Genomic DNA, 26,881 nt, shown 5'->3' on the forward strand with positions numbered 1-26,881 from the left:
CGATGGAGCTGCGCAGTCGGTCCCGCGCCGAATATGCCTGGATGGGCGTTGCCGATACTGACGGCCGGGTGCGCCAGGCCGTCAATGGCTCATTGCTTGGTCAGTCGGTCGAAGCCCGCCCCTGGTTTCAGGCCGGATTGCGCGGCCCCTACACGGGGGATCCTCATGAAGCTCTGCTGCTGGCCAAATTGCTGCCGCCCAATGCCAACGGCGAGCCCCTGCGCTTCATTGATTTTGCCGCGCCGATCACCAATGACGAGGGCGAGGTCATCGGTGTGCTGGGCGCGCATGCCCACTGGAGCTGGGTGACTGCGATAGTCGAATCTGCCGTGTGGCGGGCCAGCACGAGTCCCGACATGCAGGTGCTGATCGTAGATCAAGACGGGCTGATCCTGTATCCCGAACGACTTGCCGGGCAGCAGCAGACCTTGCCCCGGAATACCGCCAATGAAGCGACATGGTCAGTGGACGAGGGGTATTTGAGCAGCGTTGCGCCGGTGCCGATGCCTCCCGATTCCGGGCTCTCCTGGTTGACCTGCCACCGAACTTTCATCCAACGGCTATTGGAGTCCGATCAGTCTTCGTGCCAATGGGCACGCCTTTGAGTGCCCGCGCATAGGCGGCTGGCGTTTTATAGCTCAGCGCCGAGTGCGGTCGCTCGGTGTTGTAGTCATCAGCCCAGGCTGAGATAACGACTCTTGCCTGAGCCAGGTTATGGAACAGGGTTTCGTTGAGAAGCTCATCGCGCATCCGACCATTGAAGCTTTCCACGAAGCCATTCTGCATGGGCTTGCCCGGTGCGATGTAGTGCCACGCGATCCGGTGCTCGGCGCACCAGCGCAGGATCGCATTCGATGTCAGCTCCGTGCCGTTGTCCGAGACGATCATGTCGGGCTTGCCTCTCCGCTCGATCAATGCCGTCAATTCCCGCGCCACGCGTCGCCCCGATATCGAGGTGTCGGGGATCGCGGCAAGGCATTCCCGTGTGACGTCATCGACGATGTTGAGAACCCGGAAGCGTTGTCCGCACACCAGCTGATCATGAACGAAGTCCAGTGACCATCTCGCATTGGCGCGCGCTTCGACCAGAATGGGCGCTCGGGTACCGATCGCCTTGCGCCGAGCTTTTCGCTTGCGCACCGTCAATCCTTCCTCACGGTAGAGCCGATAGATACGATTGATGCCGGAGAGTTCGCCCTCGCGACGCAGCAGGACGAAGAGGCGCCGATAGCCGAACCGACGACGCTCGTTGGCCAGCTCCCGCAACCGATCACGCAGTGCCGTATCCGAGACGCGGCGAGGAACGTAGCGGACCATCCTGCGATCCGCTCCGACCAACCGACAGGCCCGGCGCTCGGAGAACCCGAGCAATCGCTTCAGATGCGAGACGGCGTCACGCTTCTCGGCGGGCGTCACCACTTTTTTGAGACCAGTTCCTTCATCGCCGATAGGTCGAGCATCTGCTCGGCGAGTAGCTTCTTCAGCCTGGCATTCTCGTCCTCGAGCGTTTTCAGCCGTTTGGCTTCCGACACGGTCATGCCACCGAACCTAGCTTTCCAGTTGTAGAAGGTGCCCTCCGACATGCCGTGCTTGCGGCACAGGTCAGCACACTTCGCCCCTGCCTCGTGCTCGGCCAGGATGCCGATGATCTGTTCTTCGGTGAATCTCGCGCGTTTCATGGTCCGTCCTCTGGTTAGGTCGGACTCTAGTTGACGATGGAGGAAAAATCCCGTGGCAGGTCACAGCCAGTTTTTCAGACGGACGAACCACAGTTTCGCCTTGCTGCTGATCGACGCCGACCACTTCAAGAGCATCAACGACACCTATGGTCACGCCACGGGGGATGACGTCCTGATCCGGCTTGCCCAACTGCTGCAGCTCAATACCCGCGCGACGGATTTCGTGGCCCGCTACGGTGGCGAGGAGTTTGCCGTGGTGTTGCCTTACAGTGACGATGACCAGGGCCCGCGGGAAGTTGCTCAGAAGATCCGCGCTGGCATCGCCGCCGCCACGTTCGATGTGGTCGGCAAGGTGACGGTCAGCATCGGCGGGGCGATGGCGCAGGCATCCGAGTCCGACGCCGCGGCGCTGATCGAGCGCGCCGACCGGCAGCTCTACCAGGCGAAGCAGGCGGGCAGGAATCGGGTGGCCTTCTCGGAATGATGCCTGGGGGGCTTCACGTGCATGTCATCCGGAAGACTGGGCCGGCCTTTGGCTCGAAGAGATGAGCCAAATCAGCAGCGCCTTAATCTCCAGGCCGGTGATAAAGTCACCGGCTGTAAAGAATTCGAATGCCAACGTTTAATCCCGCCGTTTGTGCTGGTTGATAAAGGTCGTGCAATGGAGTTAATGAACCTGACGGTTAAAGAGCTTCTACAGTTGCTGGCATCGGCAACGGATGAGCTCAGGACGAGAAATATCGTCAGGACGAATAACAATCCCTTGGGCGATTATACGGAATGGCTGGTGGCCCGTGCCTTCCGGCTCGAACTCCAGACGAATTCGAAAGCGGGATACGATGGAGTCAGAAAAGCTGGGATTGATGATGAGCTGCGAGTTCAAATAAAAGGGCGACGCGTCACGCCAGGTGACAAGACATGGCAGCTAAGCGCGATCCGAAACTATGCATCGAATGACTTCGATGTGCTGGTTGCAGTCATCTTCGATGAGCGCTTCGATATCATCGAAGCCTTCTGGATTCCTCATGCCGTCATCGGCGATCACGCGTCCTACCGGGCTCATGTGAACGCCCATATCTTATCGCTCAGAAGTTCGATCATGACGGATTCCAGAGTGGAGTCGGTGAAAGATATTCTGGTGCGATTCCATCAATGATTATCGGCGGCTTACAGGCGGGCGAAGTACTCGTTCGCGTTCACGCGGTCGGCCTCAATCCGTCCGACTGGTATCTGCGCGAGGGCTACAGGTCGCTGCCGCCCGAATGGCAGCCGCAGGTGGATTTCCCGCTCATTCTGAGAACGGACGTCTCGGGCGTCGTTGCGGCGGTCGCCGATGATGTTGAAGACTTTTTCGTTGGTGATGAGGTGTATTCGATGGTTCGCTCCCGGCGGTATGTTCGCGGGAAGCAGGGCCTACGCCGAGTACGTCAGCGTGCCGGTGTCGGAAGTCGTGCTCAAACCTGCCGGCATCGATCACGTACATGCCGCCGGCGCGCCGATGTCGCTGCTCACCGCGTGGCAGTTCATGGTCGAACTGGGTCACGATGAATCCAATCCGCTTCAAGCGAACCGGCATCAGCCGGTGCCGCTCGAAGGCAAGACGGTGCTCATCAACGGGGCTGCAGGCGGGGTAGGGCACTTTGCGGTGCAGATCGCGAAGCAGAAGGGCGCGCGCGTCATCGCCGTGGCCTCTGGCAGGCATGAGTCATTGTTGCGTGAACTCGGGGCTGACGAATTCATCGATTACGCCAGGACACCACCCGAAGATGTCGCTCACGACATCGATCTCGTTATCGACACCCTCGGCGGTCCGACCACCGGTCGTTTCCTGCGCACGCTGAAGCGTGGCGGTGCCTTGTTCCCGATCTACCCGCTGGGCTTCGACGGCGCCGAGGAAGCCGCGACGCTGGGCGTTACGGTCTCGGCAACCCAGGTCCGCTCGAGCGGAGCCCAGTTGAAGGAAGTAGGGCGTTTGCTCGACGACGGGTCGATCCGCGTCGTCGTGGACAGCACCTACCCGCTTGCCGAGGCGCGCAAGGCCCACGAACGCGCCGCCCAGGGCCATATCCAGGGCAAGATCGTACTCACTGTCGAATGAACGCTGCGGCGGATAGAATCTCTGAATAGACTTTTTGGAATAGACGCCCTGGTTTTACGCTGCGTTCGAGGTAACGGGCCAGCATCGGGCTATTCTTTTGAACTAGCGTCCGCGAGTGATGAAAAAAATGCCCCGATGGAGAAATCCATCGGGGCATTGCGTGGCGCCATCGTTGCATGACGCTATGCCGTGCCGACCATGTTCAGGGAGAGGTGTTGGTCTCGCCCTCGGTTGCGGTTGGCTCGTCGCCGGAAGTGGCGGCGGCGTCGTCCGATGTGGCAGCGCCGTCCTCGGCTGTGGCGGATTCATCGCCAGACATCGCGGATTCGCCTTCGGACGAAGCCGCATCGCCCGTTGAGGTCGGGGATGGATCGTCGCTCATGGCCTGCGACGAATCTGCGTCATCCCGCGTCACCCGCCAGACCGCATTGGTCATGTCGTCGGCGACGATCACCGAGCCATCCGGGGCGACGGTGACGCCGACAGGGCGGCCGCGAGTCTTGCCGTCGTCGGTCAGGAAGCCGGACACGAAGTCGACCGGATCGCCGGTGGGCTGGCCGTTCTCGAACGGAACGAAGACGACCTTGTAGCCGGCGAGGTCCGAACGGTTCCAACTGCCGTGCTCGCCGACGAAGACGCCATTGGTGAACTCGCCGCCCACGGCCTCGTTGGAGAAGTCGACGCCGAGCGGCGCGCGGTGCGAGCCGAGGCTGTAGTCGGGGGAGATCGCCGATTCCACTCGCTCGGGGTTCTCCGGCTTCACCCGCGGGTCGACGTGCTGGCCCCAGTAGCTGTACGGCCAGCCATAGAAGCCGCCTTCCTGAATCGAGGTGAGGTAGTCGGGCACCAGGTTCGGCCCCAGTTCGTCGCGTTCGTTCACCACGGCCCAGAGCTGGTCCGTCTCCGGCTGGATGGTCAGCGCGGTGGGGTTGCGCACGCCGGTGGCGTAGGCGCGATGGGCGCCGGTCTCGGCATCGACCTCCCAAATCTCCGCACGATCCACTTCCGCCGCCATGCCGCGCTCGGTGATGTTGCTGTTGGAACCGATGCCGACGTAGAGGTATTCGCCATCCGCACTCGCGGTCAGTGACTTGGTCCAGTGGTGGTTGATTTCCGAGGGCAGCGGGGTGACAACTTCCGGCGAACCGCTGGCCTGGGTCTGGCCTTCCTGATAGTCGAACCGTACCAGCGCATCCTGATTGGCGACGTAGAGATCGTCGTCCACCAGGGCTAGGCCGTAAGGTGCATTGAGGTTCTCGGCGAAAACCGTCTGGTCTTCGTAGCTGCCGTCACCGTCGCCGTCACGCAGCAGGGTCAGCCGATTACCGCTCTCGACCGAGGTGGTTCCTTTTGACTGAATCAAACCGGCAATGAAATCCTTCGGTCTCGATTTTGGCGCATTTCCGCCCTTGCCCTCGGCCACCAGGATATCGCCGTTGGGCAGCACCAGTGTCTGGCGCGGTACTTTCAGGTCGGTGGCGATGGCCGTGATCGTATAGCCGTCGGGCACCGTGGGTTTCCGGTCGCCCCATTGTGCCTGCTCGGGGACCGTCATATTGGGCAATAGCCCCCGCTGCGGTTCTGGCAGGGTCGGGTCGGCGCCGTACTGAGGTTCCGTCTCCGCGGCGCTGGCACCGCCGCCAAGCAGAAGAATCGCAAGCGGAAGGATAGAGAGGGGAGCGGCGTAATGAATGCGGGAAAAATTCATGGCTTACCTCCGGCGCCCAGACGGGAGAAACCGATCCACGTTGCCACTAATGCCAATACGGTCACGGCGATCGAGAGAACGAATCCGGTTGGCATCATCGCCCAGGCATCCCTGGCGTGAACCAGCGCGTTGATGAAGCCGAGAATTCCCGTGATCAGCAGCAGAACGAAGTAGACGACAGCCTGGCCGCGGCGGCCATCGGCGCGAAACAGACCGATCAATGCCCACAGCAACGCCAGGCCGTTGAAGACGAGGCCGCCGGCAATCAGCCAGGACGCGAAGTTGCTCCACTGTATGTGGTAACTCGATGCGTAGGCATAGTCGCTCAATGCGGCGCCGAGATAGAGTGGGAAGGTACCGGAGAGCAAGAGTCCATAAAGCGGATTCAACCCGCTTCGATACGATCGTTCGGCAGTGGCTGTCACGGTAAGCTCCTTTACGCGGTTCAGGCGTGCGAGTCAGAAGTGCGAGGCAGTCGGCGATACCCATTCCGGCAATCCAGGGTGCCTCACTGCCCAAATATTAGCGTCTTCGACTGAATTGTAGTCGATGCACCCCGCAGCCGGCGCCCAGATGCATCTCTTCCATTTAAACGTCCCGAATCGGGCCGTTGTCACTGTGGGAATTCATGGCGCTGTGCTGCGTCGTGAAGCATTCGAACGAGATGGGTGAAGTCGAATATTGGAATATCGATTTCGCGCTGAATGGCAGTGGCATATGGCGGTAACAGCGAGCATTCCAGAAGCAGTGCACCGATATCCGGGGCTTTTGCCATCAGGCGTTGGGCGATGGCAATCGTTTCGCTCTCGGCGGCGTCCAGGTCGAGTGCTGGCCGGTCGTGCCAGGCAGTCGCGGCAAACTCCGGTGCACCTTCCATGCCGATGATCGCGACCCGTCCACGATCAAGGCCTGCCGCTGCCAGATGTGCGTCGGTGAGGCTGCTAGCCTCTGCGGTGATGATACCGAGGCGCCGATGTTCTCCCAATCCAGTGGTCAGCATTGGCGCCAGCAGCAGCGACGAGGCTAGTACCGGTACATCGATGGCCGCTGCTAGAGGCTTCTGCAGGAGAATGGCGAAGCCGCAGGACGTGGTGATGGCACGGCATCCTTGATCGACCAATAGCCGAGCGCCGTCGATCCAGGGCGCGATGGCGTCGTGAAAAGCATGACTCTCGGGGTCCATCGTGCCTAGTTCGCGCACCATGCGGCTACCTGTGAAGCCACGTACCACATGATGCATTACCGGGAAGTCGAAGGTTGCGGCGTTGCCGATCGCGCCGACCGGGCGTGGGAAATGCCCTTCGATCATCAGGATGCCGACGGCGTGGCCATAGAGATTATGGCCGCCGTAAAGCACGCGAGATCGTTGGAACATGCTAGTACCTGGCATCACGCACTAATGGCGTAGCATGCGCGGCGAGGGTCGGCGCCACCAAACAGTACGCCGTCCGGTCCGCGCTGAATCGCGTTGACGCCCCCCATGAGCCGCGACCAGCTACCTGTCTCCTTCGCGGTGAGGCCGGCGGCCTCGATCTGCGCATACCACTCCGCGGGCGCGCGATCCTCGATCAGGACCTCGCGGCCGGTATCGTGACGAAGGCGGGGAGCCTCGATAGCCTGCTGTAGATTGAAACCGCGTTCGTAGAGATTGGCGATGACCTGGAATATGGCCTGGGGTTGTCCGTGATCGCCAGGCGTGGCGATCGCCAGGTCGCAACCGTCGCCGATCAATAGGGCGGGGCACAGCGTATGAAAAGGACGAAGGCCCGGCCGTAGCCCGTGGATCGGGTCGTCGTCCAGCGATTCCAGGTAGAGTCGGTTGTGCATGACGATGCCGGTGCGGGGTGAAATCACGCCGCTACCGAACTCCTCGAACAGGCTTTGCACCCAACTCACGGCATTGCCCCAGCGATCGATCACGACCAGCGTACTGGTATCGCCACCGCCGGCGCGGGATTCGGCGTCGAGTGTTGCCGGAGCCCCCAGCAAGGCATCGAATACCGTCGCGTCAAGGAAATGCGTTTGCAGCGGCGATCGTGATGGGTCGGTCGCGACCGCGTCGCGTTCGGCAAATGCCAGTGAGCGAAGGCGCAGATAGTCGGTGACGGTAAAGCCATTCTGCGGCCCGCGCCGGCGTTTATCCGCCTCCCACAAGCCGGCCAGTGCCGCCAGTGCGATACCTTGGGAGTTCGGCGGAGCGACATGCAGACGGCGTTGACCAAGATCGACAGAGAGCGAGGGTATGATCAGCGAGTCGTGGTTCGAGAGGTCATCCAGCGTTAGCCAACTGCCGGCGGCGCGCAGGTCCTCGCAAAGGATGCGGCCCACATCGCCACCATAGAGAGTCGCGATGCCGTCGTTGGCCAAGGCTCGCAAGGTATTCGCCAACTGAGTTTGTCGAATTCGTTCGCCTAGTGGACGAAAGCCGGGCACGCCATAGATGTCCCCGAGTTCGGGAGCACGACCAACTAGCTTGCGGTACATGGGGCCGTCAAGGAAAGTCTGCATCACTGTGTCGATGGGAACGCCCTGTTCCGCCAGGGTGATAGCGGGCGTCAAGGCTTCTCCAAGACTGAGACTGCCAAAGCGCTCGAGTAACGCGTTCCATGCATGCGGTGCGCCGGGAACGGTGATCGCCAGTGGTCCGAGAGGGTCAATGTGATCGTTGCCCATGGCATGGAAGGCTTCGACCGTGGCAGCCTGCGGGGATCGGCCACTGCCGTTGATGGCGAACGTCTCGTCACTCTCGGCATGGTAGGCCAGCGCGATGGCATCTCCCCCTAGTCCATTCATGTGAGGGACGGCGACTGCGAGTGTTGCGGCGGCGGCGGCGGCGGCATCGAAAGCGTTGCCACCCTGGCGGAGTACGGCGGCACCGGCTTCGGATGCCTGATGATGGCCGCTCACCACCATGCCGCGTTCAGACATGAGAATCGGACGATGGGTGAAAGTCATGGTCATTAATCCAATCCTGGGGCGTTCATGAGCGATCGAACCCGGTCACAAGCCTGCTGGAAAGCAGGGGCGGAGAGCCCGGAAAAACGGCGGGGTCGTGATACCGGCACATCCACGACTTCGGCGATCTGGCCCGGACGGGCCGTCAACACGACAACCCGGTCCGCAAGGAAAACCGCTTCGGTAATACTGTGCGTGATCAAGACGACTGTCTTGCCGGTCTCCATCCAGATTCGTTGCAGTTCGAGATTGAGCTGCTCCCGCGTCATGGCATCCAGGGCGCCGAAGGGTTCATCCATCAACAACAACGATGGGTCATGGATCAGCGCACGACAGAGAGCGACGCGCTGCTGCATGCCACCAGAGAGTTCATAGGGTTTGTGATTCTCGAAACCCTTTAGGCCGACCAGGTCGATCAGGCGACGCAACTCATGCTCGAATCTGGCCCGCGGCAGCTTGCGAATTTCCAGTTGTAGCGCGATGTTCTGTTCGACGTTGCGCCAAGGCAGCAAGGCGGATGTCTGGAAGGCGATGCCGACGTCCTCGCCGGGACCTTCGACGGGTTTGTCATTGACCCTGAGCTCGCCCTCGGAGAGCGGCATCAGGCCGGCGATGAGCCTCAACAGTGTGCTCTTGCCGCAGCCGGAACTGCCGACGATAGAGATAAACTCCCCCGCGTTAACCTGCAGATCGAGTCCCTGGAGCGCGACCAAGTCGCCGTACCGCTGAGTGACGCCGCTGAGCTCTATGACGCTATCTACTGACATGACGGTTCACTCGGACAAGAATTCGTTAGTGTAGAAATCCGAGACTGGGAGACTACGCGGCATGCCACCGTATTCGGTGAGAATCTGCTGTGTGGCCTCCCAATCCTTGTCGGACATCCAGCCAAAGGGTTTGCCCTCGGTATTGGCGGTCGTCAGCGATTGAAAGGTCAGGGTCAACTGACGAAGCAGTTGGTCACGATTGCGAGCCTGCTGGGGTACGGCTTGGATCAGGGCGTCGACGGCGGCTTCTGGATCTTTTTCGGCCATGGCCCAGGCCTGCCGGGTCGCGGCGATGAAGGCTCTGAGTTGCTGGGGATGCTCCTCGATGAAGCTCTCGTTGGTGACCAAGCCATTGTTCATCTGATGGATGCCATAGTCCGACAGCGGGAAGTACGTCACCTTGGCTCCCTTCGCTTCCAGTTGAGCGACCTGCACGTTGTAATTTCCCGGTATCGCTTGGACGCGTTTCTGCAGGAGCATGGCATTCTTGGCTCCCACAGCCGGGGTGACCACTGTCACCGTCTTCGGATCTACGTCCTGAGATGCCAGTAGCGCTGGAAACACTTGGCCGGTGGATTCTGCCGGGGAGAAGGCGATGGATTTTTCCGCCAGATCTTTGGGCGATTCGATCGGTGCATCGGCATAGGAAATGATACACATGACATCGCTGATCACCCGAGCCACGGCCTTCAATGGCATGCCCTGCTCGACGGCGCGAGCCATGGTGCCGAAGTCGACGAAGCCGATCTGATCGTCACCCTGGGCGATCAATTTGGCGACGGTCGCCGAGCCCTGGCCCTCTCCGATGTCGACTTTAAGTCCTGCGTCTTCGTAAAGCCCATTCTGCTGGGCCAGATAGAAGGGGGCATGTGAACCGTAGATCGACCAATCGAGACGGAAGCTGATGGGGGTTAATTCTTCGGCCTGCGTTGCTGGAACGTTCGACAGGCCAATGAGAACGGCGGTGGTTATGGCGGTGAGGATGCGGCATGTCTTCATGGGATGACTCCTGAATTCAGAGGGAAATATTGTTTTTAAAGGGAAGTGGTTTCCTTGAGGCGAATCGTGGCATGCCAGGGAATCAGCAAGGCTTCGAGATACTCGATGGCGTAATACAGAACCACGCCGATGACGGTCAAGAACGCCAGCACCGAGAACAGCAGGGTGGTGTCGAGATTGGCGTTGGCGGAGAGCAGCAGATAGCCGAGCCCCTCGCTTGCGCCCACCCATTCCGCAATGACCGCACCCACGATCGAGAAAGCCACTGACACCTTGATGCCCGAGAAGATGCTGGGAAGCGCCAGCGGCAATCTAAACTTCCAGAACACCTGAAGACGAGTTGCACGCATTGATGCGGCCAACTCGACCATTTCTCGCTCCATCGAGCGCAGTCCGACAATCGAGGAGATCACGACTGGGAAGAAGGCGACGAGAAAGGTGATGACGATTTTTGGCCCCATGCCAAGGCCGAACCAGACGATGATCAAGGGCGCTAGGGCGACCTTGGGAAAGGTCTGCGACAGCACCAACCATGGCATGATGGCCTTTTCCAGAATACTGGAAGAGGTGATCAGCAATGCCAATGGAATACCCAGGACGATGCTGAGGAAAAAGCCACCGAGGCTTTCGTAGGTCGTCACCAACGCGTGGTGGCAGAGAAATGCGAAATCCTGATAGATCCGCTCTGCCACGGCCTCTGGCCGTGGCAGAAGATACGGAGGCACTTCGAACAGTATCGACACGGCGTACCAGCCGACGACGAAAAGTACGAAAGTGATCAAGGGATATACCATTGTTTTCATTGTTGGCTCCCATCGCTTTAGTGGCTTTATCTAGGCTGGCACCAACAACTCGCGTGGATAATTGGAGAACGTCCTGGCGCCCTGCTGTGTAACCACGAATGATTCGCTGACTACCAGACCATATTTGTCCAACCAGAGTGCGGGGATGCAATGGAAGGTCATGTTTTCCTCGAGCACGGTCTTATCTCCGGCCCGTAGGCTGCAAGTCAACTCTCCCCAGGTAGGTGGGTAACCGATGCCTACCGGATAACCAATACGTGAATCCTTGGTGATGCCATGGCGTGAAATCACCTGGGTCCAGGCAGCCGCCAGGTCTTCGCACAAAACCCCGGGCTTGACAGTGTCCAGCACCGCTTCGAGACCCTCGCGGATGATGGCAGTCGTCTTGACAAGCTCACTGGGCGGCTTGCCGATATAGATGCAGCGTGACATGGGCGAATGATAGCGGTGCCGGACACCACCTTGTTCGATATAGAAAATTTCGTCTTCTTTCAGAGATTTATCGGTCCAGCTAAGGTGTGGCGCGCTGCATAACTCACCCACCATGGCGTTCGGGGGTTTGCATGGGAAGGTTCCCCCCGCTTCGGGAATGCCGCCGACAGTCACTTTGTACAGCTCCGCCATCACATCACATTGACGAACCCCTACATCCGCCGCCTGGCGGGCAGCCTCCATGGCCGCAGCGCCTATGGCACCGGCCTGTGTCATGAACTCGATTTCACGGGGCGACTTGATCATCCGCACGCGATTCACCAGCAGAAATGCATCGGTAAAAGTCGCCTGGGGCAGGCGTGTCGTCAGAACATTATGCCAACGTGCTGTATAGTAGTAATCATCCATTTCCACGCCGATGCGACATGTCTGCCAACCTCGTTCGTGGATGATATCGGCCAGGTAATCCATGGGGTGAAGCGTGGATGAGCCGACGTATTTGTCGGGGTAGGGCACGACATTCTCGGGGCTGAGGAACGCGGTGAACTTGGCACCGACGGCATCCATCTTGCGGCCGAACCAGATGGGCTCATCTTGCTGCAGGGACACCAGCACCATCTGCGGCGTATAGAACGACCAGCCATCGTAACCCGTCAGATAAAACTGGTTGGCAGGATTGGACACCAGTAGTAGATCGATACCGAGTGCTTGCATCTCGGTCTTGGTTCGAGAGACTCGCTGTAGAAACTCGCTACGTTCGAACAGGGGCATAAAATTGTCCTATGCGAAAGTCTTATTGGGTATTTGTGAAATTCATCCTGCTTGCGAGGCCGTTATTCGTCTATTGAGAAAAAATTCGTAAAAGCATAACTTTTTGGTTATGCGATATCCCAACCTTCGTCATCTCGAGATTTTTCGCACGCTGTCGCGCACGCTCAGCGTGACCAAGACGGCTCAACTGCTGAATGTGTCTCAGCCGGCTGTCAGTAAAGCCATGTCACAATTGCAGGACACGGTGGGGCTGACGCTCTTTAACCGGGTCGATGGGCGCCTGCACCCCAGCAGCGACGCGCTTCGGTTGCTGGCGGAAGCCGAGCGGGTGCTCAATCAGGTATCCCTGTTCAGGGACGAAGTCGATGCCTTACAGGAGGCTCGTCACGGTCGCCTTACCGTAGCGTCGATACCCGCGTTGGCGATGACCATGGTTGCCAGCAGCATCGGTAGGTTCATGAGCGCACATCCCAAGGTGCAGATCGAGTTCAACACGCTAATGTCATACCTGACGGTGGAAGAGGTGGCGCAGCATCGTTTCGAACTCGGCTTCATTCACGGGGTCCCGCAGAATCCGCATGTACGATCGATCTTTCTGGGCGAGTATGAGATCTGCTGTCAGTTGCGTCGTGATCACCCTTTGGCGAGTCTGGACGTGATCGAGCCGGCGGACATTAGCGATGCCCCTCTGGTGTTTCTCGACCCGGCGTCGCCACCGAATCATCTGATTCGGGAGAGCTTTGCCGAAGCCGGGATCCACCCCAATGTTCAGGCTGAAGTGAATGCCTCTCACCTGGCCGCGGAGATCGTTCAGCACTATGGGGTAGCGCTGGTGGATCCCATCTCCGCTTCCCAATGGGTCGCCCAGGATATCGTCTGCCGTCCGTTCCGGCCTCGAGTACCGCTGAGAATCTATGCAATACACTCCGCCTACCGTCCCATGTCTCGAGTATCCACGGTATTTCTGGGAATTGCCGAGGCCACGATAGCCACCCGCATCGAGATGATCCAGAAACTGATCTTCACTACCGAATAATGTCAAGTAGGTTTTCTACAAGGCTAGATATCACCTCAGACAGAATCAGATAGGTTTGGCTACTTATATAATCCCAGCAGAGTTACCAGGCTGGCGAGACCCGGGCCAGTGAGCTGTACTTCGATCAGCCACTCACCGGGGCAGCTTGTCGCAGACACCGTCTCGGCCGGAGCGGGATCGCCCCGACAGGTGGCAACACACGGATGTCCCACGGAATCGGGAAGGCGCGTATGAAGAAAAATGGCTCATGGCGACTGTGGCTGTCGGCTGCGGTGATACTCGTGTTCTCCGGCCCGCTTGTGTTTTCCGGCCTGTGCATGGCGCAGACGCAAGGAGGCGAGAGTGCGGAGGGAAGCTGGTTCTCTGTCGATTCCCTGAACATCGGGTTGGGGGAGGGCCCCGAAGCGAGCAAGCAAAGAACGCCACGTGATTCGATCCGTAATTTCCTGGATCTGACCAAAAAAAGAGAGTTCGCGGCGGCGGCGCACTTCCTCAACCTCTCCGATCTGACCCCGGCGGAGCAGCAAGAGAAGGGAGGCCAGCTGGCCAGACAACTTGCCGAGGTCCTCCAACGTGGCGAGTGGATGAATCTTTCCAGTCTGTCCGGGCGCCAGGATGCCGCCATCGAGGACCCTTCCGGACAGAATCCCCAAGCGGGAGAGCCGCGCCGCGATATCGAGTTGGCCTCACTCACGGCCAATGGCGAAGCCTATGACATTCGCTTGGGCCGATATCGGGTGGACGATGAAGAGCCGGTCTGGTTGATCATGCCGAACAGCGTGTCGTCGATTCCGGTGCTTTACGAGGAGTATGGACCCTCCCAATTCGAAGAGTATATCCCGGGGCGTCTCAAGGCTTCGTTTGGCATGCTCAGGATTTGGGAGTGGATTGCCATTCCCCTTGTGCTGCTGGCGATCGGCTTGGTCGGATGGGGCGTCTACGGCCTGGTCGGGGCGACGACACGCTGGTTGCCTTCGGGCTCCCCCAGCATTTTTGCCAGCCAGATCAAAGGGCCCGCGGCGCTCATCGTCATGGCGTTGGTGACCCGGACGCTGCTTGACTACGTGGTCTCTTTTTCGGCCGTGGCAACTACGACTCTCCAAGTGCTGTTGATCGCCGTTCTGGCGTGGGGCGTCGGTACGATCGCGCTTCGCCTGGTGGATACCATCATGTTGAGGATGACGCGGCGCCTGGTCGGCCAGATCGACGACTCCAAGCCCAAGGACGAGCGCAAGTTGCTGACGACACTTTACGCGTTGCGTCGGATCATCATCCTGGTCATGGTCACTGTCGTTTCGGTCTATGTGCTGGGGCAGATCCAGCTCTTCGAGACGCTGGGGCTGTCGATTCTGGCATCGGCAAGCGTTCTGGCGGTGCTGGTGGGGATCGCAGGCCAGGCCGTGCTCGGCAATATCCTCTCTTCGTTTCAGTTATCGCTGGCGAAGCCCATACGCATCGGCGATCTGGTGATGTTCGAAGGCCAATGGTGCTACGTGGAGGGCATCTTTTATACCTTCATCCGCTTGAGGGTCTGGAACGAACGGCGCTTGATCGTGCCGGTCACCTACTTCGCTTCCAAGCCCTTCGAGAACCTGTCGGCCAAGAATACCAAGGAGTACAGAAGCCTGGAGATGACCCTTCACCTGAGCGCCGACATAGCGTGTATTAGAGAGAAGTTTCTGGAGTTCGCCAAGCAGGAAGACAACGTCATCGAGCACCACAAACTGTTATGTTATGTGACCGGTCAGACCGGTACGGCTTTGACGATCACCTGCTATCTCATGACGGTCGATCCCTTGTCCGGCTGGGCCGCGGAAATGAATGTTCGGGAAAAACTGCTCGCCTTCGTCCGCAACAATCACCCCGAATGGTGGCCGAGGGAAGTGATGGTCATCGGCCGGCAGGATATCGCGCTTGGCGAACGTCAAGGCGCCCGCTCGGTTGCAGCGGAGGATAGCGCCGAGCAAAGTTCTGAAGAAATATCCGAGGGAAACCTTGAGCAAGACCTCAAGAAAAAGCCTCCTGAATGAGCCACTACATCGCCGCCGTTGTATCGGCAAGTCTGGCCGAGCGGATCAGTGTCCGTGCCGTTGCAATGGGTGCAGCGCTGGTCGCGGCGGTGGGTCTGGCTAGCCAGCGCGGCGATGCTGGCCGATCCCCCAATGACGAGCCGATCTTGCAGTCATGGCTCTTCCACCATTTTCCTTCGCGCATAACGCGCCGGCGGCATTCCGGCATAGCGAGTGAACGCGACACTGAATGTGCTGGCGGAACTGTAGCCAACCTGTTCGGCAATCTCGGCAACGCTTCCTTCCTTATTGCGCAGCTTCGTCTTCGCCAGTGCCATGCGCCAGGCGAGCAGGTACTCCATTGGCGCAACGCCCACCACGCGGCTGAATCGCTCGAAGAATGCCGAGCGGGAGAGGGCGGCTTCACCGGCGAGTTGCGCAATCGTCCAGGGGCGGGCCGGATTCTCGTGCATGAGCCGTATCGCGCTGGCGAGGCGCTCATCGGCAAGTCCGCGTACCAGCCCCGGTGAGGTGTCGATCTCGGGGGTTGCGCGAAAGGCTTCGAGCAGCAGGACTTCCAGTAGTCGCGCCAGCACCACTTCGCGCGCGGGCCGCTGGGCCCGCGATTCTTCCCTTACCAATTCGACGAGCGTGGCGAGCCGGCTTTGGCCGCGAACGTGAACGAGCTGCGGCAGCAGCGAAACCAGCAAGGCGGCGTCCGGTGAGCCGAACTCGCAGAGGCCGACCAGCATGGCGATTTCGGGCGGGCCGCTTTGACGGCCCAGGCGAAAACGCCCCTCCATCAACTCTATCGGAGAGGTGTCCGGAGCGTCTGGTGGCAATGATTCGAGGCTCGACATCATGAAACCGAAAGCCTGAGGGATCAGAACGAAGTCGCCCGCGGTAAGCATCAACGAATCTCTCTCTTCGGCCATGAGGCAGCAGGCACCTTCAAGAATCACGCAATAGAACGGGCGTCCGAGCAGCGGATGTCGGATGCGCCATGCTCCGGCGCCATCGACCACTTTGGAGAAAGGCGCACCGGGCTGCAGCAGCGTAACCACCTCGGCAAGCGGATCGATCATGCTGGACTCCTGCAAAAGAAATGCGGACTTTCGATTGTAGTGGGTCTCGCTGTGACGGCCTATCGTGGTGGGCACATCCCCGTCGAAAGGAGTCCCTTATGAAAACCGTCCTGATTACCGGCTGCTCTTCCGGATTCGGTCTGGAAACCGCTCGCTATTTTCTCGATCGCGACTGGAACGTCATCGCCACGATGCGCAAGCCGAGGGAAGAGCTGCTACCCCGGTCCGAGCGCTTGCGTGTGCTGGTGCTGGATGTCACCGATCCGCAAAGCATTCGTCAGGCGGTCGAGGCCGCAGGGCCGATCGACGTGCTCGTCAACAACGCAGGTTTCGGGGCGGCGGCCCCCTTCGAGCTGACCCCGCCCGAACTGGCGCGCGAGCTCTTCGAAACCAACACGATCGGTACGATGGCGGTGACGCAGGCCGTGCTGCCGCAGTTTCGTGAGCGCCGCTCGGGCGTCATCGTCAACGTCACCTCGAGCGTGACGCTCAAGGCGTTGCCACTGGTCTCGGTTTACACGGCCAGCAAGGCGGCCGTGAACGCGTTTACCGAGTCGATGGCGATGGAGCTCGTGCCCTTTGACGTGCGTGTGCATCTGGTGCTGCCGGGGCGCTCGCCCGAGACGAAATTTGCTGATAATGCCCAGATGGGGGGACTGGATCACGAGGCCTATGCCGAGATCATCCAGCGCATGCTCGCCGAGCTGACCGATGAATCCGGCCCGGTCACGTATGCGAAAGACGTTGCCGAAGCCGTCTGGCGTGCGGCCACCGATCCTTCGAGTCCGATGCGCATACCGGCGGGAGCGGATGCGGTCGAATGGGCTAACGCCGTCTTTCCCGGCACTTGAACCTCCACTACCGTACCTGCTTCGCTACGCTTCCGGTTTCGGGCCGGCAGTGCCGAGACTGGGCGTGGCGAGGTTTTTAAACCCTTGCAGGTCTTGATAGGTGTTGAGTGCCCATTCGTGCCGTTTTTTATCTTGCCATTGTCGTACTGCTGTTTTCCGGCAATCTGCTGGTGGGAAAACTGGCCACGGCCAGCCTGCCGCCGCTGACATTGGCCCTGGGGCGCATGGTGGTGGTTTTCCTCGCGGTGCTCGTCTGTTTTGGCCATGCCGCGTGGCGCCAGCGGCAGGTGTTGCTGCAACAGATCAAGGCGCTGGCGGCTATGTCGATCACCGGCATGGCGCTTTTCACCGCGCTGCTCTATTCCGCGTTGCGTAGCAGCGATCCGACCAATGTGGCGGTGCTGGAAAGTCTGACGCCAGCGGCCACTGCCTTGGTGATGGCGTTGTTCTTTCGGGAACGGCTTGGTGCTATCAAATGGCTGGGCGTGCTGCTGTCGGTCGTGGGCGCTGCCTGGGTGGTAGCGGATGGCGCGCCACTGGAAATCCTGTGTCGATTGCAGGTCGGCGATGTGCTGGTTGCCGGTGCTATCGCGTCGTGGGTTCTCTATTCGCTGGCTGCACGGCAGTGGCTGAGCCGGATTCCGTTCTATGCCTCGCTGGTCCCCATGACGGGGATCGCGGTGCTGTTTCTCGCCCCGTTGGCGCTGATCGAGAATGCCGTCGTCGAGACCACCTGGCAGTTCGATGGCGCCGTCATTGCTGCCATCCTGTATTTGGGGATCGGGCCCTCATTGATCGCGCTGATCTGCTATAACCGCGCGCTGTTGCTGGTAGGACCCAGTCGTACCGCGACCTCGCTCAATCTGTTGCCCGTGGTGACGATGGTACTGGGTTATCTACTGATGGGCGCTCCCGTCACGCTCAACCAGATCGTCGGTGCCCTCATGGTCATCTTCGGTGTGTCCTTGGTGACGTTGAATATTGGTCGTCGCGCCAGGGTCTAGGGCCGTTGGCGCTCCGATCGCGGAGGGAAGGACGCTCATCACTAGCGCGATAGCCGCGCGAGATCATCGAGCAATCCCGGCCCTGTCGGTTCCCAGCCGAGCTTTTCCCGCGTCTTTTCGCTCGAGGCGGGCATGTCATGACCGGCGAACATGGCGAGCCAACCGAAATAGGCCTGGGCCTCTTCCGGGGCGATGGATCGGACCGGCAGATCGAGCCGTTGGCCAATGGCTGCGGCAATGTCGCGCATCGGCACGCCTTCTTCCGCCACGGCGTGATACTTGGCGTCCGGTTCGGCCCTCTCCAGCGCCAGCCTGTAGAGACGGGCGACGTCGAGCACATGTGCTGCCGGCCAGCGATTGAGGCCCTCCCCGACATAGGCGCACACGCCCTTTTCGCGATGCATCGCAATCATGGGAGTAATGAGGCCCTGAGCGACTGGATCGTGAACCTGGGGCAGCCGTACCACGGACACGTTCACTCCCTTGGCCGCGATGCCGGTGGCCGCCTCTTCGGAGGCTGCGCGGGGATGCACGTCGGAACCGACGATTGGATTGTCCTCTTTGGCCGGTTCGCCTGCCGTGATGTTGGCGATCGGGGTTCCGGAGGTCACGATCAACGGCCGGTCAGAGCCGGCAAGAGTCGAGCCGAGCGCTGCGATGGCGCGCCGGTCGTCCTCGCAATTCTGCGCAAAACGCGAGAAATCGTGGTTGAAGGCCAGGTGGATGACGCCGTCCGACCGGGCGACGCCTTCCTTTAGGCTGTCGGGCTCCGCAACCGACCCGCGATAGGGTTCGGCGCCCATGGCGGTCAAGGTCGCGACTTTCTCTTCCGAGCGATAGAGACCTATCACCTGATGTCCCGCGGCGATCAGATCCTTGACGACTCTCGAGCCGATAAAGCCGGTAGCACCGGTAACGAACACGCGCATGACTGGACTCTCCCTGGTTGGTGAGAGACCAATCTGTATCGATCACATATCCTGGTAAAGTAGTGACATTATCATGTTATAGAAAATAACAGGGTCATTGGCATGGCGGACGACAATCGGTTGGGGGCTTACTTGAAGGCCCGGCGGACAAAGCTGAACCCGGCAGCATTCGGCTTTCCCCAGACGCGGCGACGCACGCCGGGCCTGCGGCGTGAGGAAGTCGCGCAGAGAGCCAACATCAGCCCGACCTGGTACACCTGGCTCGAACAAGGACGCGGCGGCGCTCCGTCGGCGGAGGTGCTGGATCGGATCGCCCATGCCTTGATGCTTACCGAGGTCGAACGCGAGCATCTCTTTCTGTTGGGCCTGGGGCGGCCACCGGAGATCCGCTTCAAGAGAGAGAACGATGTGACTCCACGCCTGCAACGGGTGCTCGATGCGTTGCAGCCGAGCCCGGCTCTGATCAGGACAGCTACCTGGGACGTCGTCGCCTGGAACCGGGCGGCCGCCGCGGTATTGAAGGACTACAGCGCGGTTCCGCCGGCACAGCGCAATATCCTGCGTCTCCTGTTTCTCGATCCGCAGGCCCGGGCCGCTCAGTACGATTGGGATAGCGTCGCCCGGTTCGTGGTAGGAGCTTTCAGGGTGGATGCAATGCGAGCCGGGGCCGAGGCGGAAGTTCAGCCGCTCGTCGACGAACTCTGCCGTTCGAGCCCCGAGTTCGAGGCGATGTGGCGCGACCAGGATGTCCGTTCCCATGGTGAAGGCGTCAAACGCCTGAAGCATCCGGCCCTGGGGGAGATCGCTTTCGAATTTTCGACATTCGCGATCGACGGACGGCCGGATCTCGGCATGATCGTCTACAACCCGGTATCCAAGGCGGATGGCGAGAGAGTCCAGGCCCTCATGCGACACCAAGCCCAATCCGCGACGGGCGCGCGGGAATGACTCGATACCGGTCATCGTCCGGCATCGCCAGGTATGCTCGATTTCGCGTTATCTTGGAGAACTCGAATCCCGGCTTTATCGAATGGCTGCCTTGCCTATTCCTGCCTGCTCAATCCGGAGGGCCTACCATGAGCAAGTCCGAAAAGCGCGATGATGGTGCAGAAGCCTCGTGGCTACAGCTGTACTTGCATGGATTGGGGGTGTCGGTACGCGACAATGCTCAGGCCTTCGGTTTCTCGATCCTGATCACGGTGACCTACGGTATCGTTTCAGGCGCTTCCGGCAGTCCGTCCTCTCTGGAATTGATCGGCTTTGCGCTATCGGCCGTCGCTGCTTTGTCGTTATTGAACGTGCTCGTCACCTATCTCAAAAAGAGCGAGCTGGATGACATCGAGCGCATATATGTACTACTGATCGCCACGGCCACCGACTTCCTTTCGGTGGGAGCCGGTCTCGGTGCGGCATTCGCAGCCAGTACTCTTGATGACTGGATACCCTGGATACTGGCGCCGTTTCTGGCTGGGCTGAGCTATGGCCTGGTACAAAGTCTGCAGATCGCATTGGCTCGGCGTGGTGCGGATAAGGAGAACTGAACATGCTTTGTGCCTACCTAAAGTCGCTCGGGAAGCCCTGAAATGCATCGCGCAACCCTGCCTAGGTCGAGAAGCTTCGCAGTTGCCGGTGAGGTAAGCTGCGATGACAGGCATTCACGACTGATAACGGGAGAATGGCGATGGAGCACAGCTTTTGGCGGTCCCGATGGCAGAACGACCAACTCGGTTTCCATCTGTCTTTTGTGCATCCCATTCTCAAGCGCAATCTCCCCGCCTATGCACTGCCGCCGCGAGCCCGGATATTCCTGCCGCTGTGTGGCAAGACACTGGATATCGGCTGGCTGTTGGGACAGGGGTATCGGGTGATCGGTGCCGAGCTCAGCGAACTTGCCGTGTCGCAGCTCTTTGACGAGCTGGACGTCACGCCCGAATTCAGCGCATGGGTCGGCGGCCAATGCTGGTGCCATGGCAAGTTGATGGTATTCCAGGGTGATATCTTCAGGCTGACGGCCGAGGATCTCGGCCCGGTCGACATGGTCTATGACCGCGCCGCGCTGGTCGCTCTGCCGCCCGCGATGCGGCCCGCCTACGCCGAGCAGATCCTGGCGCTGGCGGGTACCGCCCCACAACTACTGATCACTTTCGAATACGACCCGGCCGAGAAGGACGGCCCACCGTTCCCGGTACTGCCGGAAGAGGTGGAGCGACTCTACGGCGAACGCCATGCGATCACCGAATTGTCGCGCAAGGACGTGCTTCAGGATTCGCTCAACTTCCGCGAAGCGGGGGTGACGCGTTTCGTCGAAGTCTCCTGGCGGTTGACACCGAAACGGGCCTCATAGATATCGACCAGCCAATCGACGAATACCCGCACACGCGGGGAGAGCTGGCGTCGGTGCGGATAGACCAGGTGGATGGGCAGCATCGGCTTTTCCCAATCCGGTAGAACCTCTATCAAATCACCACTCGCCAACGCGGCTTCGACATGAAAGCGGGGGAGTTGGATCAACCCGCAGCCTTTGAGCGCACTGACGACATAGTTCTCGGCATCGTTGACGGTCATCCAGCCGCCGGCGGCATAAGCACGGGTTTGCCCATCGATCACCAGTTCCAGTTCGGCATCCGGCGTGCCGCTTCCCGAAACGAAGCGGACGGCATGGTGGCCGCTCAACGCCTCCGGTGTCTCCGGTGATCCAATTTTCGCCAGATAGGCCGGGCTGGCGCAAATGACCTGGGGAAAATCGGCCAGCCGCCGTGCGATCAGCGTGGAATCGTCGGGGATACCGCCACGGATTGCGCAATCCACACCTTCGCCAATCAGATCGACGAGCCGGTCCCCGCTGGTGACGACTAGTTCGAGCCTGGGATAGCGGACGTGGAATTCATCGATGCGCGGCAGCACAATTTGGCTGGCATGGGTGCCGTGCATCTCGACGCGAAGCACGCCGGCCGGATTGCTGGCCACTGGCTGGAGAATCGCCTCGGCATCTTCGAGTTCCGCCAATAAATGTACGCAGCGTTCGTGAAATGCCCGGCCTTCCGGCGTCGGGCGAACCTGGCGGGTGGTGCGCTCAAGCAGACGCACGCCCAGGCGGGATTCCAACCGCTGAATGGCCAGCGTGGCGGTGGCGCGCGGAATGGCGAGCGTGTTGGCTGCCTTGGTGAAACTACCGCTCTCGACGATACGCACGAAGAGCGTCATCGAATCGAATCGGTCCATCGGGATTGTTTTCCACTGCTGAATAGTGTTCTCAGATTAGCTGATTTATCCATTCGTAAGAAATTCCGATACTGCTTCACGTTTACTCAACGAGGAGAAGATTCATGACTGATACAACCCAGAAAGTCGCCTTGGTCACTGGTGCTTCTCGCGGCATCGGCCGAGCCATCGCGATGAAGCTTGCCGCCGACGGTTTTGCCGTGGTGGTGAATTACGCCGGCAATACTCGATTGGCCGAAGACACGGTTGCCGCCATCGAGGCCGAGGGTGGCCGGGCGATCGCGCTGCAGGCCGACATCGGCGATGCCGACGCCGTTACGCGATTGTTCGAGCAGAGCCTGGCGACATTTGGTCGTCTCGATGTCGTGGTCAACAGTGCCGGTGTCATGCTCATGGCGAAAATCGCCGGTGATCAGTTGGAAGTCTTCGACCGCACCATCGCCACCAATCTGCGCGGTAGCTGGCTGGTGCTGTCGAAAGCCGCTGAGACCTTGAGCGAGGGGGGGCGCATCGTCGCGCTCTCTTCCAGCGTATTGGCGAAGTCCTTCCCTGGCTATGGCGCCTACATCGCCAGCAAGGCGGGTGTCGAAGGATTGGTCAAAGTTCTAGCCAACGAGTTGCGCGGCCGTGCCATCACCGTCAATGCCGTGGCGCCGGGTCCGGTTGCGACCGAACTGTTCTTCGAAGGCAAAAGCGAAGAGCAGATCCAGTCGATCGCCGCCATGGCACCGCTGGAGCGGTTGGGCCAGCCCGAGGAAATTGCCGATGTCGTGTCATTCCTGGCCGGGCCTCAGGGCGGTTGGGTCAACGCTCAGATACTGCGCGCCAATGGAGGATTCGCCTGATAACGGCGGAGGAGAAGATCCATGAGCCAAATCATACTGATAACGGGAGCATCCAGCGGATTTGGTCGGCTGATGGCCAACACGCTCGCTGCCGCCGGACATATCGTCTACGCCTCCATGCGTGGGCTCGATGGCAAGAATGCGCATCGAGTCGATGAGATTGCAGCCCATGCTGCCCGGCATGGCGTCGACCTACGTACCGTCGAACTGGATGTCCAGTCGGAGAATTCGGCCGAACGCGCCATCGAGACGATCATGGCCGACCAGGGACGCATCGACGTCGTGATCCATAACGCCGGGCATATGGTCTGGGGGCCGAGCGAGGCGTTCACGCCCGAGCAGCTCGCCGAGCTATACGACGTCAACGTGCTGGGCACGCAGCGGGTCAATCGCGCGGTGCTGCCACACATGCGTGCGGCCAAACGAGGCTTGATGGTGTGGATTGGCAGCAGTAGCGCCGCCGGAGGAATCCCACCCATGGTCGGTCCCTACTTTGCCGCCAAGGCGGGCATGGATGCTCTGGCCGTCAGCTATGCCCGGGAGTTGGCGCCGTTGGGTATCGAAAGCTCGATCGTGGTGCCGGGCGCCTTCACTCGCGGTACCAACCATTTTCTCCATGCCGGCTCGCCCGCCGATACGGACCGGGCGAATGAATACGAGGCGAGCCTTCCCGGAGACTTCAGCGACACGATGCTCCGGGAGCTTGCCGCCACGGTACCGGACGCAGCCGATCCGCAAGCGGTCGCCGACGGCGTGGTGGATATCGTCGATGCGCCGTTCGGTCGACGTCCGTTTCGCGTGGTGATCGACCCCGCCAGCGATGGGTCGGTGGTCTCCTATGGTGTCATCGACCGTGTCCGTGAGGAATTTCTGCGCCGGATCGGTTTCGGGTATCTGTTGCAGCCGGCCGTGCATGAACGTTCATGAACGACAGTCCTTGGTTCTATAGCCCGTCCGTTTGGACGGAAGGAAGTCGTAACAGCCGATGAGTATCGGCATCACTTGGCAACTTCATTGACTGGAGAAGGAAACAACCATGCCATTTGCCAACTACAAGTTTCCCGAGGGCATTCTCGATCACGCCCGCAAGGAAGATATCATCCACCGCACGACCGAGATGTTCGTCGAGTATTTCGGCGAGGACGTTCGCCCCTACACCATGGTGCTGGTGGAGGAGGTCGCCGACGGCGGCTGGGGGCGGGCCGACGAGACGCTGACGCTCGAAAAGATGGGGCTTCCGCCGCAATCCTCGTGACAGGTATTTCCTCCCACATGCCGCCGCTTTGCCGGCGGCATGTCTTTGTCCGCAGTACTGCCGGGCGTGAGATGACGTAGCCCCGGATTTCGAACCGACAAGACTTTCCTGCACTTCATCTCGTCCGGAAACGGAACGCGAACGTGTTAGGGTTCGGCTTCCACAGGCTCGCGAGAATCGCGTCGCCGGCCATTCCATACCAAACGTGATCGGTCGGGCGCGTTCGGCGCCCCGCCAGATATCCCCTCCAGAAACGGCTGCAATGCACGTCGGGCCATTCCCGGCTTCGTCGTGTCGAGTCTATCCACTTGAGAAGCGGTGCGTTTTCGCCACGTGCCGCTAACGGATAATAGCGCCTCCCATAAATCGTCAACGATATTTGCCTTAAAAGCTACTTTCGTAGACAGACTAAAGTTAAATTTCAATATCGTTGGCAATATGTCTGAATGAGAAACATGAAAACACCCAATCAACACACCAAAGACAACGAGGCTGGCGAAGAGGCCGCAGGCAAGACGTCGACCGGCGTCGCCTCGGTAGCCGCTCGGATAGAGCACCTCATCAGTTCCGGAGAACTCGTCGGCGGGGACCGGATCAACGAAAGCGCGCTCGCCCAGGAATTCGGCACCAGCCGGGGGCCCGTACGCGAGGCTTGCCGTGCTCTCGAGCACGCGGGACTGGTGCGCTCGGTCATGAATCGCGGCTTCTTCGTGCAGGAGATCGGCCTGAAGGAGGCGCTCGACATCTATGAGCTGCGGGCGGCCCTGTTCCGTACCGCCGGGCGCTTGCTGGTGGAAAGGATTTCACAGACGGAGCTCGCCGCGCTGCGACACGCCGTCGACGCAATGGATGCCGCGGCCGAAGCGAACGACATGCACGCGTTCTACACGTTCAACGAGACCTTTCACACCCTGATCGTCGAGCAGTGCGGCAACAGCAAGCTCGTCGAGCTCTGGCCCCGCCTGCAGACCCAGCTCAATCTGTTCCGCCGTCGCAGCCTGGTCGTGCGTGGCGCCCTGCACGATGCCAACGCCGAGCACCGTTCGATCGTCGAGGCGCTCGAGCGCGGGGATGCCACGGCCGCGACGCTTTTGTGCGAGCGGCACGTGCTGTCCGGCAAGACACGCTTGCTGAATACCCTGACGGCGCCGCCTCTCGGGACTCGCCATGGCCGTTCGGCGGCGAGCATCGAAACCCTATCCGCCGTGCAGGACCCGGAGAAAGACGATGACTGAAGCCCTCGCAGACCCTCGGCCGCGCCTGGCCATCGTGCCCGGCGATCCCACCGGCATCGGCCCGGAGCTCGCCGCACGCATCCTGACCAATCCCGACATGTGGCGGCTGGCCCGTTTTCTGGTCGTGGGCGACGCGCGCGTGATGGCGATGGGCGCCCAGCAGGCGGAGGTATCGCTCTCCCTGCGTTCGATCGCCAACGGCGAGGGGGCGGCCGCCGCGATCCGCGAGGCCGAAACGGCGGGCGAGGTGCCGATGATCGATCTCGGCAACCTGGACCCGAGCCGTTTCACGCTGGGGCAGGCGAGCGCCGAAGTCGGTGGGGAAGTGGGTGCGACGCTGGCGGCGGCGGTCGAGCTGGCGCGCGCCGGCATCGTCGATGGCGTGACCTTCACGCCGCTCAACAAGCAGGCGATGTTCCGTGGCGGCTGGCAGTTTCCGGACGAGCACAAGCTCTTCGCCCACCTGCTTGGCTTCAAGGGGCTGTTCAGCGAGATGAACGTGCTCGACGGCCAATGGATGACCCGGGTCACTAGCCATGTCTCGCTGCGCGAAGCGGTCGAGCAGATCACGCCGGCGCGGATTCGCGACGCCTTGACGCTCGCCGACACGACGATGCGCCGGGCCGGGATCGCCGAGCCGCGCATCGCCGTGGCGGCGCTCAACCCCCATGCGGGGGAGGGCGGCCTGTTCGGACGCGAGGAGATCGACATCATCGCGCCGACGGTGCGTGAAATGGCCGCGCGCGGCATCCGCTGCGACGGCCCCTTCCCCTCCGACACGGTCTACCTCAAGGCCTTCGAAGGGCACTACGACAGCGTCCTGGCCATGTATCACGATCAGGGCCAGATCGCGACCAAGCTGCGCGGTTTCAACAGGGGCGTGACGATCACTGCCGGGCTGCCGACCGTGTTCACCACGCCCGCCCATGGAACCGCCTACGATATCGTCGGCCGCGGCATCGCGGACCCCGGTGCGACCGAAAGCGCCGTGCGTCTCGCAGCCCGGCTGGCGGGAAAAACGAGTCTCGACGGACCTGGAACCCAGGCCACGGGGCTCGTGGACGCCCAGACCTGACCGATTCCGTTCCGGCACCGGCTCGAAACGCTGGCTGTGCCCCGGGCGGATGATGCGAATGGGATATCCGGGACACATCGGAGTGTACTCGGCATGGCTGGGCATTGCCTTGGGAGAAGCACG

General features: G+C 60.6%; 29 protein-coding genes. 17 read left to right on the forward strand and 12 right to left on the reverse strand.

Annotated features, from left to right (window positions below):
- The first annotated feature begins 2 nt into the window (after nucleotides 1–2).
- Complete coding sequence (locus DOM57_RS01640; RefSeq protein WP_179208844.1) at nucleotides 3–605, forward strand: cache domain-containing protein; 603 nt, start codon at nucleotides 3–5, stop codon at nucleotides 603–605.
- Here DOM57_RS01640 and DOM57_RS01645 read toward each other — a convergent pair.
- Nucleotides 550–1,679 (reverse strand): IS3 family transposase gene (locus DOM57_RS01645; protein WP_087718344.1). Its coding sequence is split into 2 segments (ribosomal slippage): nucleotides 550–1,427 and nucleotides 1,427–1,679, totalling 1,131 coding nucleotides; the frame shifts between segments, so codons are not numbered across the junction. The two genes, DOM57_RS01640 and DOM57_RS01645, sit on opposite strands and share 56 nt — an antisense overlap.
- Before the next feature lie 52 nt (nucleotides 1,680–1,731).
- On the opposite strand from DOM57_RS01645, the gene DOM57_RS01650 reads away from it, so the two are divergent.
- The 4 genes from DOM57_RS01650 to DOM57_RS01660 are packed head-to-tail and all read left to right on the forward strand — an operon-like array spanning nucleotide 1,732 to nucleotide 3,777.
- Nucleotides 1,732–2,163, forward strand: a complete 432-nt coding sequence (locus DOM57_RS01650; RefSeq protein WP_110647485.1) for a GGDEF domain-containing protein — start codon at nucleotides 1,732–1,734, stop codon at nucleotides 2,161–2,163.
- Between the two features lie 21 nt (nucleotides 2,164–2,184).
- Complete coding sequence (locus DOM57_RS01655; protein ID WP_239496081.1) at nucleotides 2,185–2,835, forward strand: hypothetical protein; 651 nt, start codon at nucleotides 2,185–2,187, stop codon at nucleotides 2,833–2,835.
- The gene (locus DOM57_RS22660) at nucleotides 2,832–3,227 is read left to right on the forward strand and encodes an alcohol dehydrogenase catalytic domain-containing protein (protein WP_420820206.1); all 396 of its coding nucleotides are present in this window, start codon (nucleotides 2,832–2,834) and stop codon (nucleotides 3,225–3,227) included. The genes DOM57_RS01655 and DOM57_RS22660 overlap by 4 nt, the downstream gene beginning before the upstream one ends.
- Complete coding sequence (locus DOM57_RS01660; RefSeq protein WP_420820208.1) at nucleotides 3,205–3,777, forward strand: NADP-dependent oxidoreductase; 573 nt, start codon at nucleotides 3,205–3,207, stop codon at nucleotides 3,775–3,777. Before DOM57_RS22660 ends, DOM57_RS01660 begins: the two co-directional genes overlap by 23 nt.
- 202 nt (nucleotides 3,778–3,979) lie before the next feature.
- Here the strand turns inward: DOM57_RS01660 and DOM57_RS01665 are convergent, their stop codons facing one another.
- The 8 genes from DOM57_RS01665 to DOM57_RS01700 all read right to left on the reverse strand — a co-directional run bounded on the left by DOM57_RS01665 (nucleotide 3,980) and on the right by DOM57_RS01700 (nucleotide 12,212).
- Nucleotides 3,980–5,485, reverse strand: a complete 1,506-nt coding sequence (locus tag DOM57_RS01665) for a PQQ-dependent sugar dehydrogenase (RefSeq protein ID WP_110647486.1) — start codon at nucleotides 5,483–5,485, stop codon at nucleotides 3,980–3,982.
- Complete coding sequence (locus tag DOM57_RS01670) at nucleotides 5,482–5,910, reverse strand: DUF2231 domain-containing protein (protein ID WP_110647487.1); 429 nt, start codon at nucleotides 5,908–5,910, stop codon at nucleotides 5,482–5,484. Before DOM57_RS01670 ends, DOM57_RS01665 begins: the two co-directional genes overlap by 4 nt.
- Before the next feature lie 188 nt (nucleotides 5,911–6,098).
- Entirely contained in the window at nucleotides 6,099–6,860 is a 762-nt protein-coding gene (locus DOM57_RS01675; RefSeq protein WP_162619409.1) for an aspartate/glutamate racemase family protein, read from the reverse strand.
- Between the two features lie 14 nt (nucleotides 6,861–6,874).
- Nucleotides 6,875–8,446, reverse strand: coding sequence for a gamma-glutamyltransferase family protein (locus tag DOM57_RS01680; RefSeq protein WP_110647489.1), 1,572 nt, complete (start codon nucleotides 8,444–8,446; stop codon nucleotides 6,875–6,877).
- Complete coding sequence (locus DOM57_RS01685; RefSeq protein ID WP_110647490.1) at nucleotides 8,446–9,207, reverse strand: ABC transporter ATP-binding protein; 762 nt, start codon at nucleotides 9,205–9,207, stop codon at nucleotides 8,446–8,448. Before DOM57_RS01685 ends, DOM57_RS01680 begins: the two co-directional genes overlap by 1 nt.
- A 6-nt stretch (nucleotides 9,208–9,213) precedes the next feature.
- The gene (locus tag DOM57_RS01690) at nucleotides 9,214–10,206 is read right to left on the reverse strand and encodes an ABC transporter substrate-binding protein (protein ID WP_110647491.1); all 993 of its coding nucleotides are present in this window, start codon (nucleotides 10,204–10,206) and stop codon (nucleotides 9,214–9,216) included.
- Between the two features lie 35 nt (nucleotides 10,207–10,241).
- A complete protein-coding gene (locus tag DOM57_RS01695; protein WP_110647492.1) occupies nucleotides 10,242–11,009 on the reverse strand; it encodes an ABC transporter permease in 768 nt (255 codons plus the stop codon).
- 30 nt (nucleotides 11,010–11,039) lie between these two features.
- Nucleotides 11,040–12,212 (reverse strand): M24 family metallopeptidase, encoded by a 1,173-nt coding sequence (locus tag DOM57_RS01700; RefSeq protein ID WP_110647493.1) that lies wholly within the window; start codon nucleotides 12,210–12,212, stop codon nucleotides 11,040–11,042.
- A gap of 109 nt (nucleotides 12,213–12,321) precedes the next feature.
- On the opposite strand from DOM57_RS01700, the gene DOM57_RS01705 reads away from it, so the two are divergent.
- Together DOM57_RS01705 and DOM57_RS01710 are read left to right on the forward strand one after the other, a co-directional pair.
- Nucleotides 12,322–13,248, forward strand: a complete 927-nt coding sequence (locus tag DOM57_RS01705; RefSeq protein ID WP_110647494.1) for a LysR family transcriptional regulator — start codon at nucleotides 12,322–12,324, stop codon at nucleotides 13,246–13,248.
- Nucleotides 13,249–13,478: 230 nt separating this feature from the next.
- On the forward strand, nucleotides 13,479–15,278 hold the full coding sequence (locus tag DOM57_RS01710) for a mechanosensitive ion channel family protein (protein WP_110647495.1): 1,800 nt from the start codon (nucleotides 13,479–13,481) through the stop codon (nucleotides 15,276–15,278).
- 152 nt (nucleotides 15,279–15,430) lie between these two features.
- Here the strand turns inward: DOM57_RS01710 and DOM57_RS01715 are convergent, their stop codons facing one another.
- Entirely contained in the window at nucleotides 15,431–16,342 is a 912-nt protein-coding gene (locus DOM57_RS01715; RefSeq protein ID WP_110647496.1) for a helix-turn-helix transcriptional regulator, read from the reverse strand.
- Nucleotides 16,343–16,440: 98 nt separating this feature from the next.
- On the opposite strand from DOM57_RS01715, the gene DOM57_RS01720 reads away from it, so the two are divergent.
- Entirely contained in the window at nucleotides 16,441–17,193 is a 753-nt protein-coding gene (locus tag DOM57_RS01720; protein WP_110647497.1) for an SDR family oxidoreductase, read from the forward strand.
- A gap of 107 nt (nucleotides 17,194–17,300) precedes the next feature.
- Nucleotides 17,301–18,197: a DMT family transporter gene (locus DOM57_RS01725; protein WP_110647498.1), complete on the forward strand. Its 897-nt coding sequence runs from the start codon at nucleotides 17,301–17,303 to the stop codon at nucleotides 18,195–18,197.
- 41 nt (nucleotides 18,198–18,238) lie between these two features.
- On the opposite strand, the gene DOM57_RS01730 is transcribed toward DOM57_RS01725, so the two are convergent.
- On the reverse strand, nucleotides 18,239–19,126 hold the full coding sequence (locus DOM57_RS01730) for an SDR family oxidoreductase (protein ID WP_110647499.1): 888 nt from the start codon (nucleotides 19,124–19,126) through the stop codon (nucleotides 18,239–18,241).
- Nucleotides 19,127–19,228: 102 nt separating this feature from the next.
- Here DOM57_RS01730 and DOM57_RS01735 point away from each other — a divergent pair, with 102 nt between their 5' ends.
- From DOM57_RS01735 to tmpT, 3 genes are all read left to right on the forward strand, one after another.
- A complete protein-coding gene (locus DOM57_RS01735; protein WP_110647500.1) occupies nucleotides 19,229–20,074 on the forward strand; it encodes a helix-turn-helix transcriptional regulator in 846 nt (281 codons plus the stop codon).
- Between the two features lie 128 nt (nucleotides 20,075–20,202).
- Nucleotides 20,203–20,667, forward strand: coding sequence for a hypothetical protein (locus DOM57_RS01740; protein ID WP_110647501.1), 465 nt, complete (start codon nucleotides 20,203–20,205; stop codon nucleotides 20,665–20,667).
- Between the two features lie 140 nt (nucleotides 20,668–20,807).
- Nucleotides 20,808–21,470 carry a thiopurine S-methyltransferase gene (gene tmpT / locus DOM57_RS01745; RefSeq protein ID WP_110647502.1) on the forward strand — a complete coding sequence of 221 codons (663 nt, stop codon included), beginning with the start codon at nucleotides 20,808–20,810 and terminating at the stop codon, nucleotides 21,468–21,470.
- On the opposite strand, the gene DOM57_RS01750 is transcribed toward tmpT, so the two are convergent.
- Nucleotides 21,386–22,348 carry a LysR family transcriptional regulator gene (locus tag DOM57_RS01750; protein ID WP_110647503.1) on the reverse strand — a complete coding sequence of 321 codons (963 nt, stop codon included), beginning with the start codon at nucleotides 22,346–22,348 and terminating at the stop codon, nucleotides 21,386–21,388. The two genes, tmpT and DOM57_RS01750, sit on opposite strands and share 85 nt — an antisense overlap.
- Before the next feature lie 104 nt (nucleotides 22,349–22,452).
- Between DOM57_RS01750 and DOM57_RS01755 the strand changes: the two genes are divergently transcribed.
- The 5 genes from DOM57_RS01755 (at nucleotide 22,453) to DOM57_RS01775 (ending at nucleotide 26,758) form a co-directional block, all read left to right on the forward strand.
- Nucleotides 22,453–23,193 (forward strand): SDR family oxidoreductase, encoded by a 741-nt coding sequence (locus DOM57_RS01755; protein WP_110647504.1) that lies wholly within the window; start codon nucleotides 22,453–22,455, stop codon nucleotides 23,191–23,193.
- A gap of 21 nt (nucleotides 23,194–23,214) precedes the next feature.
- Entirely contained in the window at nucleotides 23,215–24,120 is a 906-nt protein-coding gene (locus DOM57_RS01760; protein ID WP_110647505.1) for an SDR family oxidoreductase, read from the forward strand.
- 109 nt (nucleotides 24,121–24,229) lie between these two features.
- Complete coding sequence (locus DOM57_RS01765) at nucleotides 24,230–24,448, forward strand: tautomerase family protein (protein WP_110647506.1); 219 nt, start codon at nucleotides 24,230–24,232, stop codon at nucleotides 24,446–24,448.
- Between the two features lie 455 nt (nucleotides 24,449–24,903).
- Nucleotides 24,904–25,683 (forward strand): GntR family transcriptional regulator, encoded by a 780-nt coding sequence (locus tag DOM57_RS01770; protein ID WP_162619410.1) that lies wholly within the window; start codon nucleotides 24,904–24,906, stop codon nucleotides 25,681–25,683.
- The gene (locus DOM57_RS01775) at nucleotides 25,676–26,758 is read left to right on the forward strand and encodes a PdxA family dehydrogenase (RefSeq protein WP_110647508.1); all 1,083 of its coding nucleotides are present in this window, start codon (nucleotides 25,676–25,678) and stop codon (nucleotides 26,756–26,758) included. The genes DOM57_RS01770 and DOM57_RS01775 overlap by 8 nt, the downstream gene beginning before the upstream one ends.
- Nucleotides 26,759–26,881 lie beyond the last annotated feature (123 nt).

Source organism: Salinicola peritrichatus (genome assembly GCF_003206715.1).
GTDB lineage: Bacteria > Pseudomonadota > Gammaproteobacteria > Pseudomonadales > Halomonadaceae > Salinicola > Salinicola peritrichatus.

Excerpts from the sequence above, each read along its gene's own strand:
- DOM57_RS01640 (WP_179208844.1), top strand. The coding sequence starts at position 3 with ATGGAGCTGCGCAGTCGGTCCCGCGCCGAATATGCCTGGATGGGCGTT.
- DOM57_RS01655 (WP_239496081.1), top strand. The coding sequence starts at position 2,185 with ATGTCATCCGGAAGACTGGGCCGGCCTTTGGCTCGAAGAGATGAGCCA.
- DOM57_RS22660 (WP_420820206.1), top strand. The coding sequence starts at position 2,832 with ATGATTATCGGCGGCTTACAGGCGGGCGAAGTACTCGTTCGCGTTCAC.
- DOM57_RS01660 (WP_420820208.1), top strand. The coding sequence starts at position 3,205 with ATGGTCGAACTGGGTCACGATGAATCCAATCCGCTTCAAGCGAACCGG.
- DOM57_RS01665 (WP_110647486.1), bottom strand. The coding sequence starts at position 5,485 with ATGAATTTTTCCCGCATTCATTACGCCGCTCCCCTCTCTATCCTTCCG.
- DOM57_RS01675 (WP_162619409.1), bottom strand. The coding sequence starts at position 6,860 with ATGTTCCAACGATCTCGCGTGCTTTACGGCGGCCATAATCTCTATGGC.
- DOM57_RS01680 (WP_110647489.1), bottom strand. The coding sequence starts at position 8,446 with ATGACCATGACTTTCACCCATCGTCCGATTCTCATGTCTGAACGCGGC.
- DOM57_RS01685 (WP_110647490.1), bottom strand. The coding sequence starts at position 9,207 with ATGTCAGTAGATAGCGTCATAGAGCTCAGCGGCGTCACTCAGCGGTAC.
- DOM57_RS01690 (WP_110647491.1), bottom strand. The coding sequence starts at position 10,206 with ATGAAGACATGCCGCATCCTCACCGCCATAACCACCGCCGTTCTCATT.
- DOM57_RS01695 (WP_110647492.1), bottom strand. The coding sequence starts at position 11,009 with ATGAAAACAATGGTATATCCCTTGATCACTTTCGTACTTTTCGTCGTC.
- DOM57_RS01700 (WP_110647493.1), bottom strand. The coding sequence starts at position 12,212 with ATGCCCCTGTTCGAACGTAGCGAGTTTCTACAGCGAGTCTCTCGAACC.
- DOM57_RS01705 (WP_110647494.1), top strand. The coding sequence starts at position 12,322 with ATGCGATATCCCAACCTTCGTCATCTCGAGATTTTTCGCACGCTGTCG.
- DOM57_RS01710 (WP_110647495.1), top strand. The coding sequence starts at position 13,479 with ATGAAGAAAAATGGCTCATGGCGACTGTGGCTGTCGGCTGCGGTGATA.
- DOM57_RS01715 (WP_110647496.1), bottom strand. The coding sequence starts at position 16,342 with ATGATCGATCCGCTTGCCGAGGTGGTTACGCTGCTGCAGCCCGGTGCG.
- DOM57_RS01720 (WP_110647497.1), top strand. The coding sequence starts at position 16,441 with ATGAAAACCGTCCTGATTACCGGCTGCTCTTCCGGATTCGGTCTGGAA.
- DOM57_RS01730 (WP_110647499.1), bottom strand. The coding sequence starts at position 19,126 with ATGCGCGTGTTCGTTACCGGTGCTACCGGCTTTATCGGCTCGAGAGTC.
- DOM57_RS01735 (WP_110647500.1), top strand. The coding sequence starts at position 19,229 with ATGGCGGACGACAATCGGTTGGGGGCTTACTTGAAGGCCCGGCGGACA.
- DOM57_RS01740 (WP_110647501.1), top strand. The coding sequence starts at position 20,203 with ATGAGCAAGTCCGAAAAGCGCGATGATGGTGCAGAAGCCTCGTGGCTA.
- tmpT (WP_110647502.1), top strand. The coding sequence starts at position 20,808 with ATGGAGCACAGCTTTTGGCGGTCCCGATGGCAGAACGACCAACTCGGT.
- DOM57_RS01750 (WP_110647503.1), bottom strand. The coding sequence starts at position 22,348 with ATGGACCGATTCGATTCGATGACGCTCTTCGTGCGTATCGTCGAGAGC.
- DOM57_RS01755 (WP_110647504.1), top strand. The coding sequence starts at position 22,453 with ATGACTGATACAACCCAGAAAGTCGCCTTGGTCACTGGTGCTTCTCGC.
- DOM57_RS01760 (WP_110647505.1), top strand. The coding sequence starts at position 23,215 with ATGAGCCAAATCATACTGATAACGGGAGCATCCAGCGGATTTGGTCGG.
- DOM57_RS01765 (WP_110647506.1), top strand. The coding sequence starts at position 24,230 with ATGCCATTTGCCAACTACAAGTTTCCCGAGGGCATTCTCGATCACGCC.
- DOM57_RS01770 (WP_162619410.1), top strand. The coding sequence starts at position 24,904 with ATGAAAACACCCAATCAACACACCAAAGACAACGAGGCTGGCGAAGAG.
- DOM57_RS01775 (WP_110647508.1), top strand. The coding sequence starts at position 25,676 with ATGACTGAAGCCCTCGCAGACCCTCGGCCGCGCCTGGCCATCGTGCCC.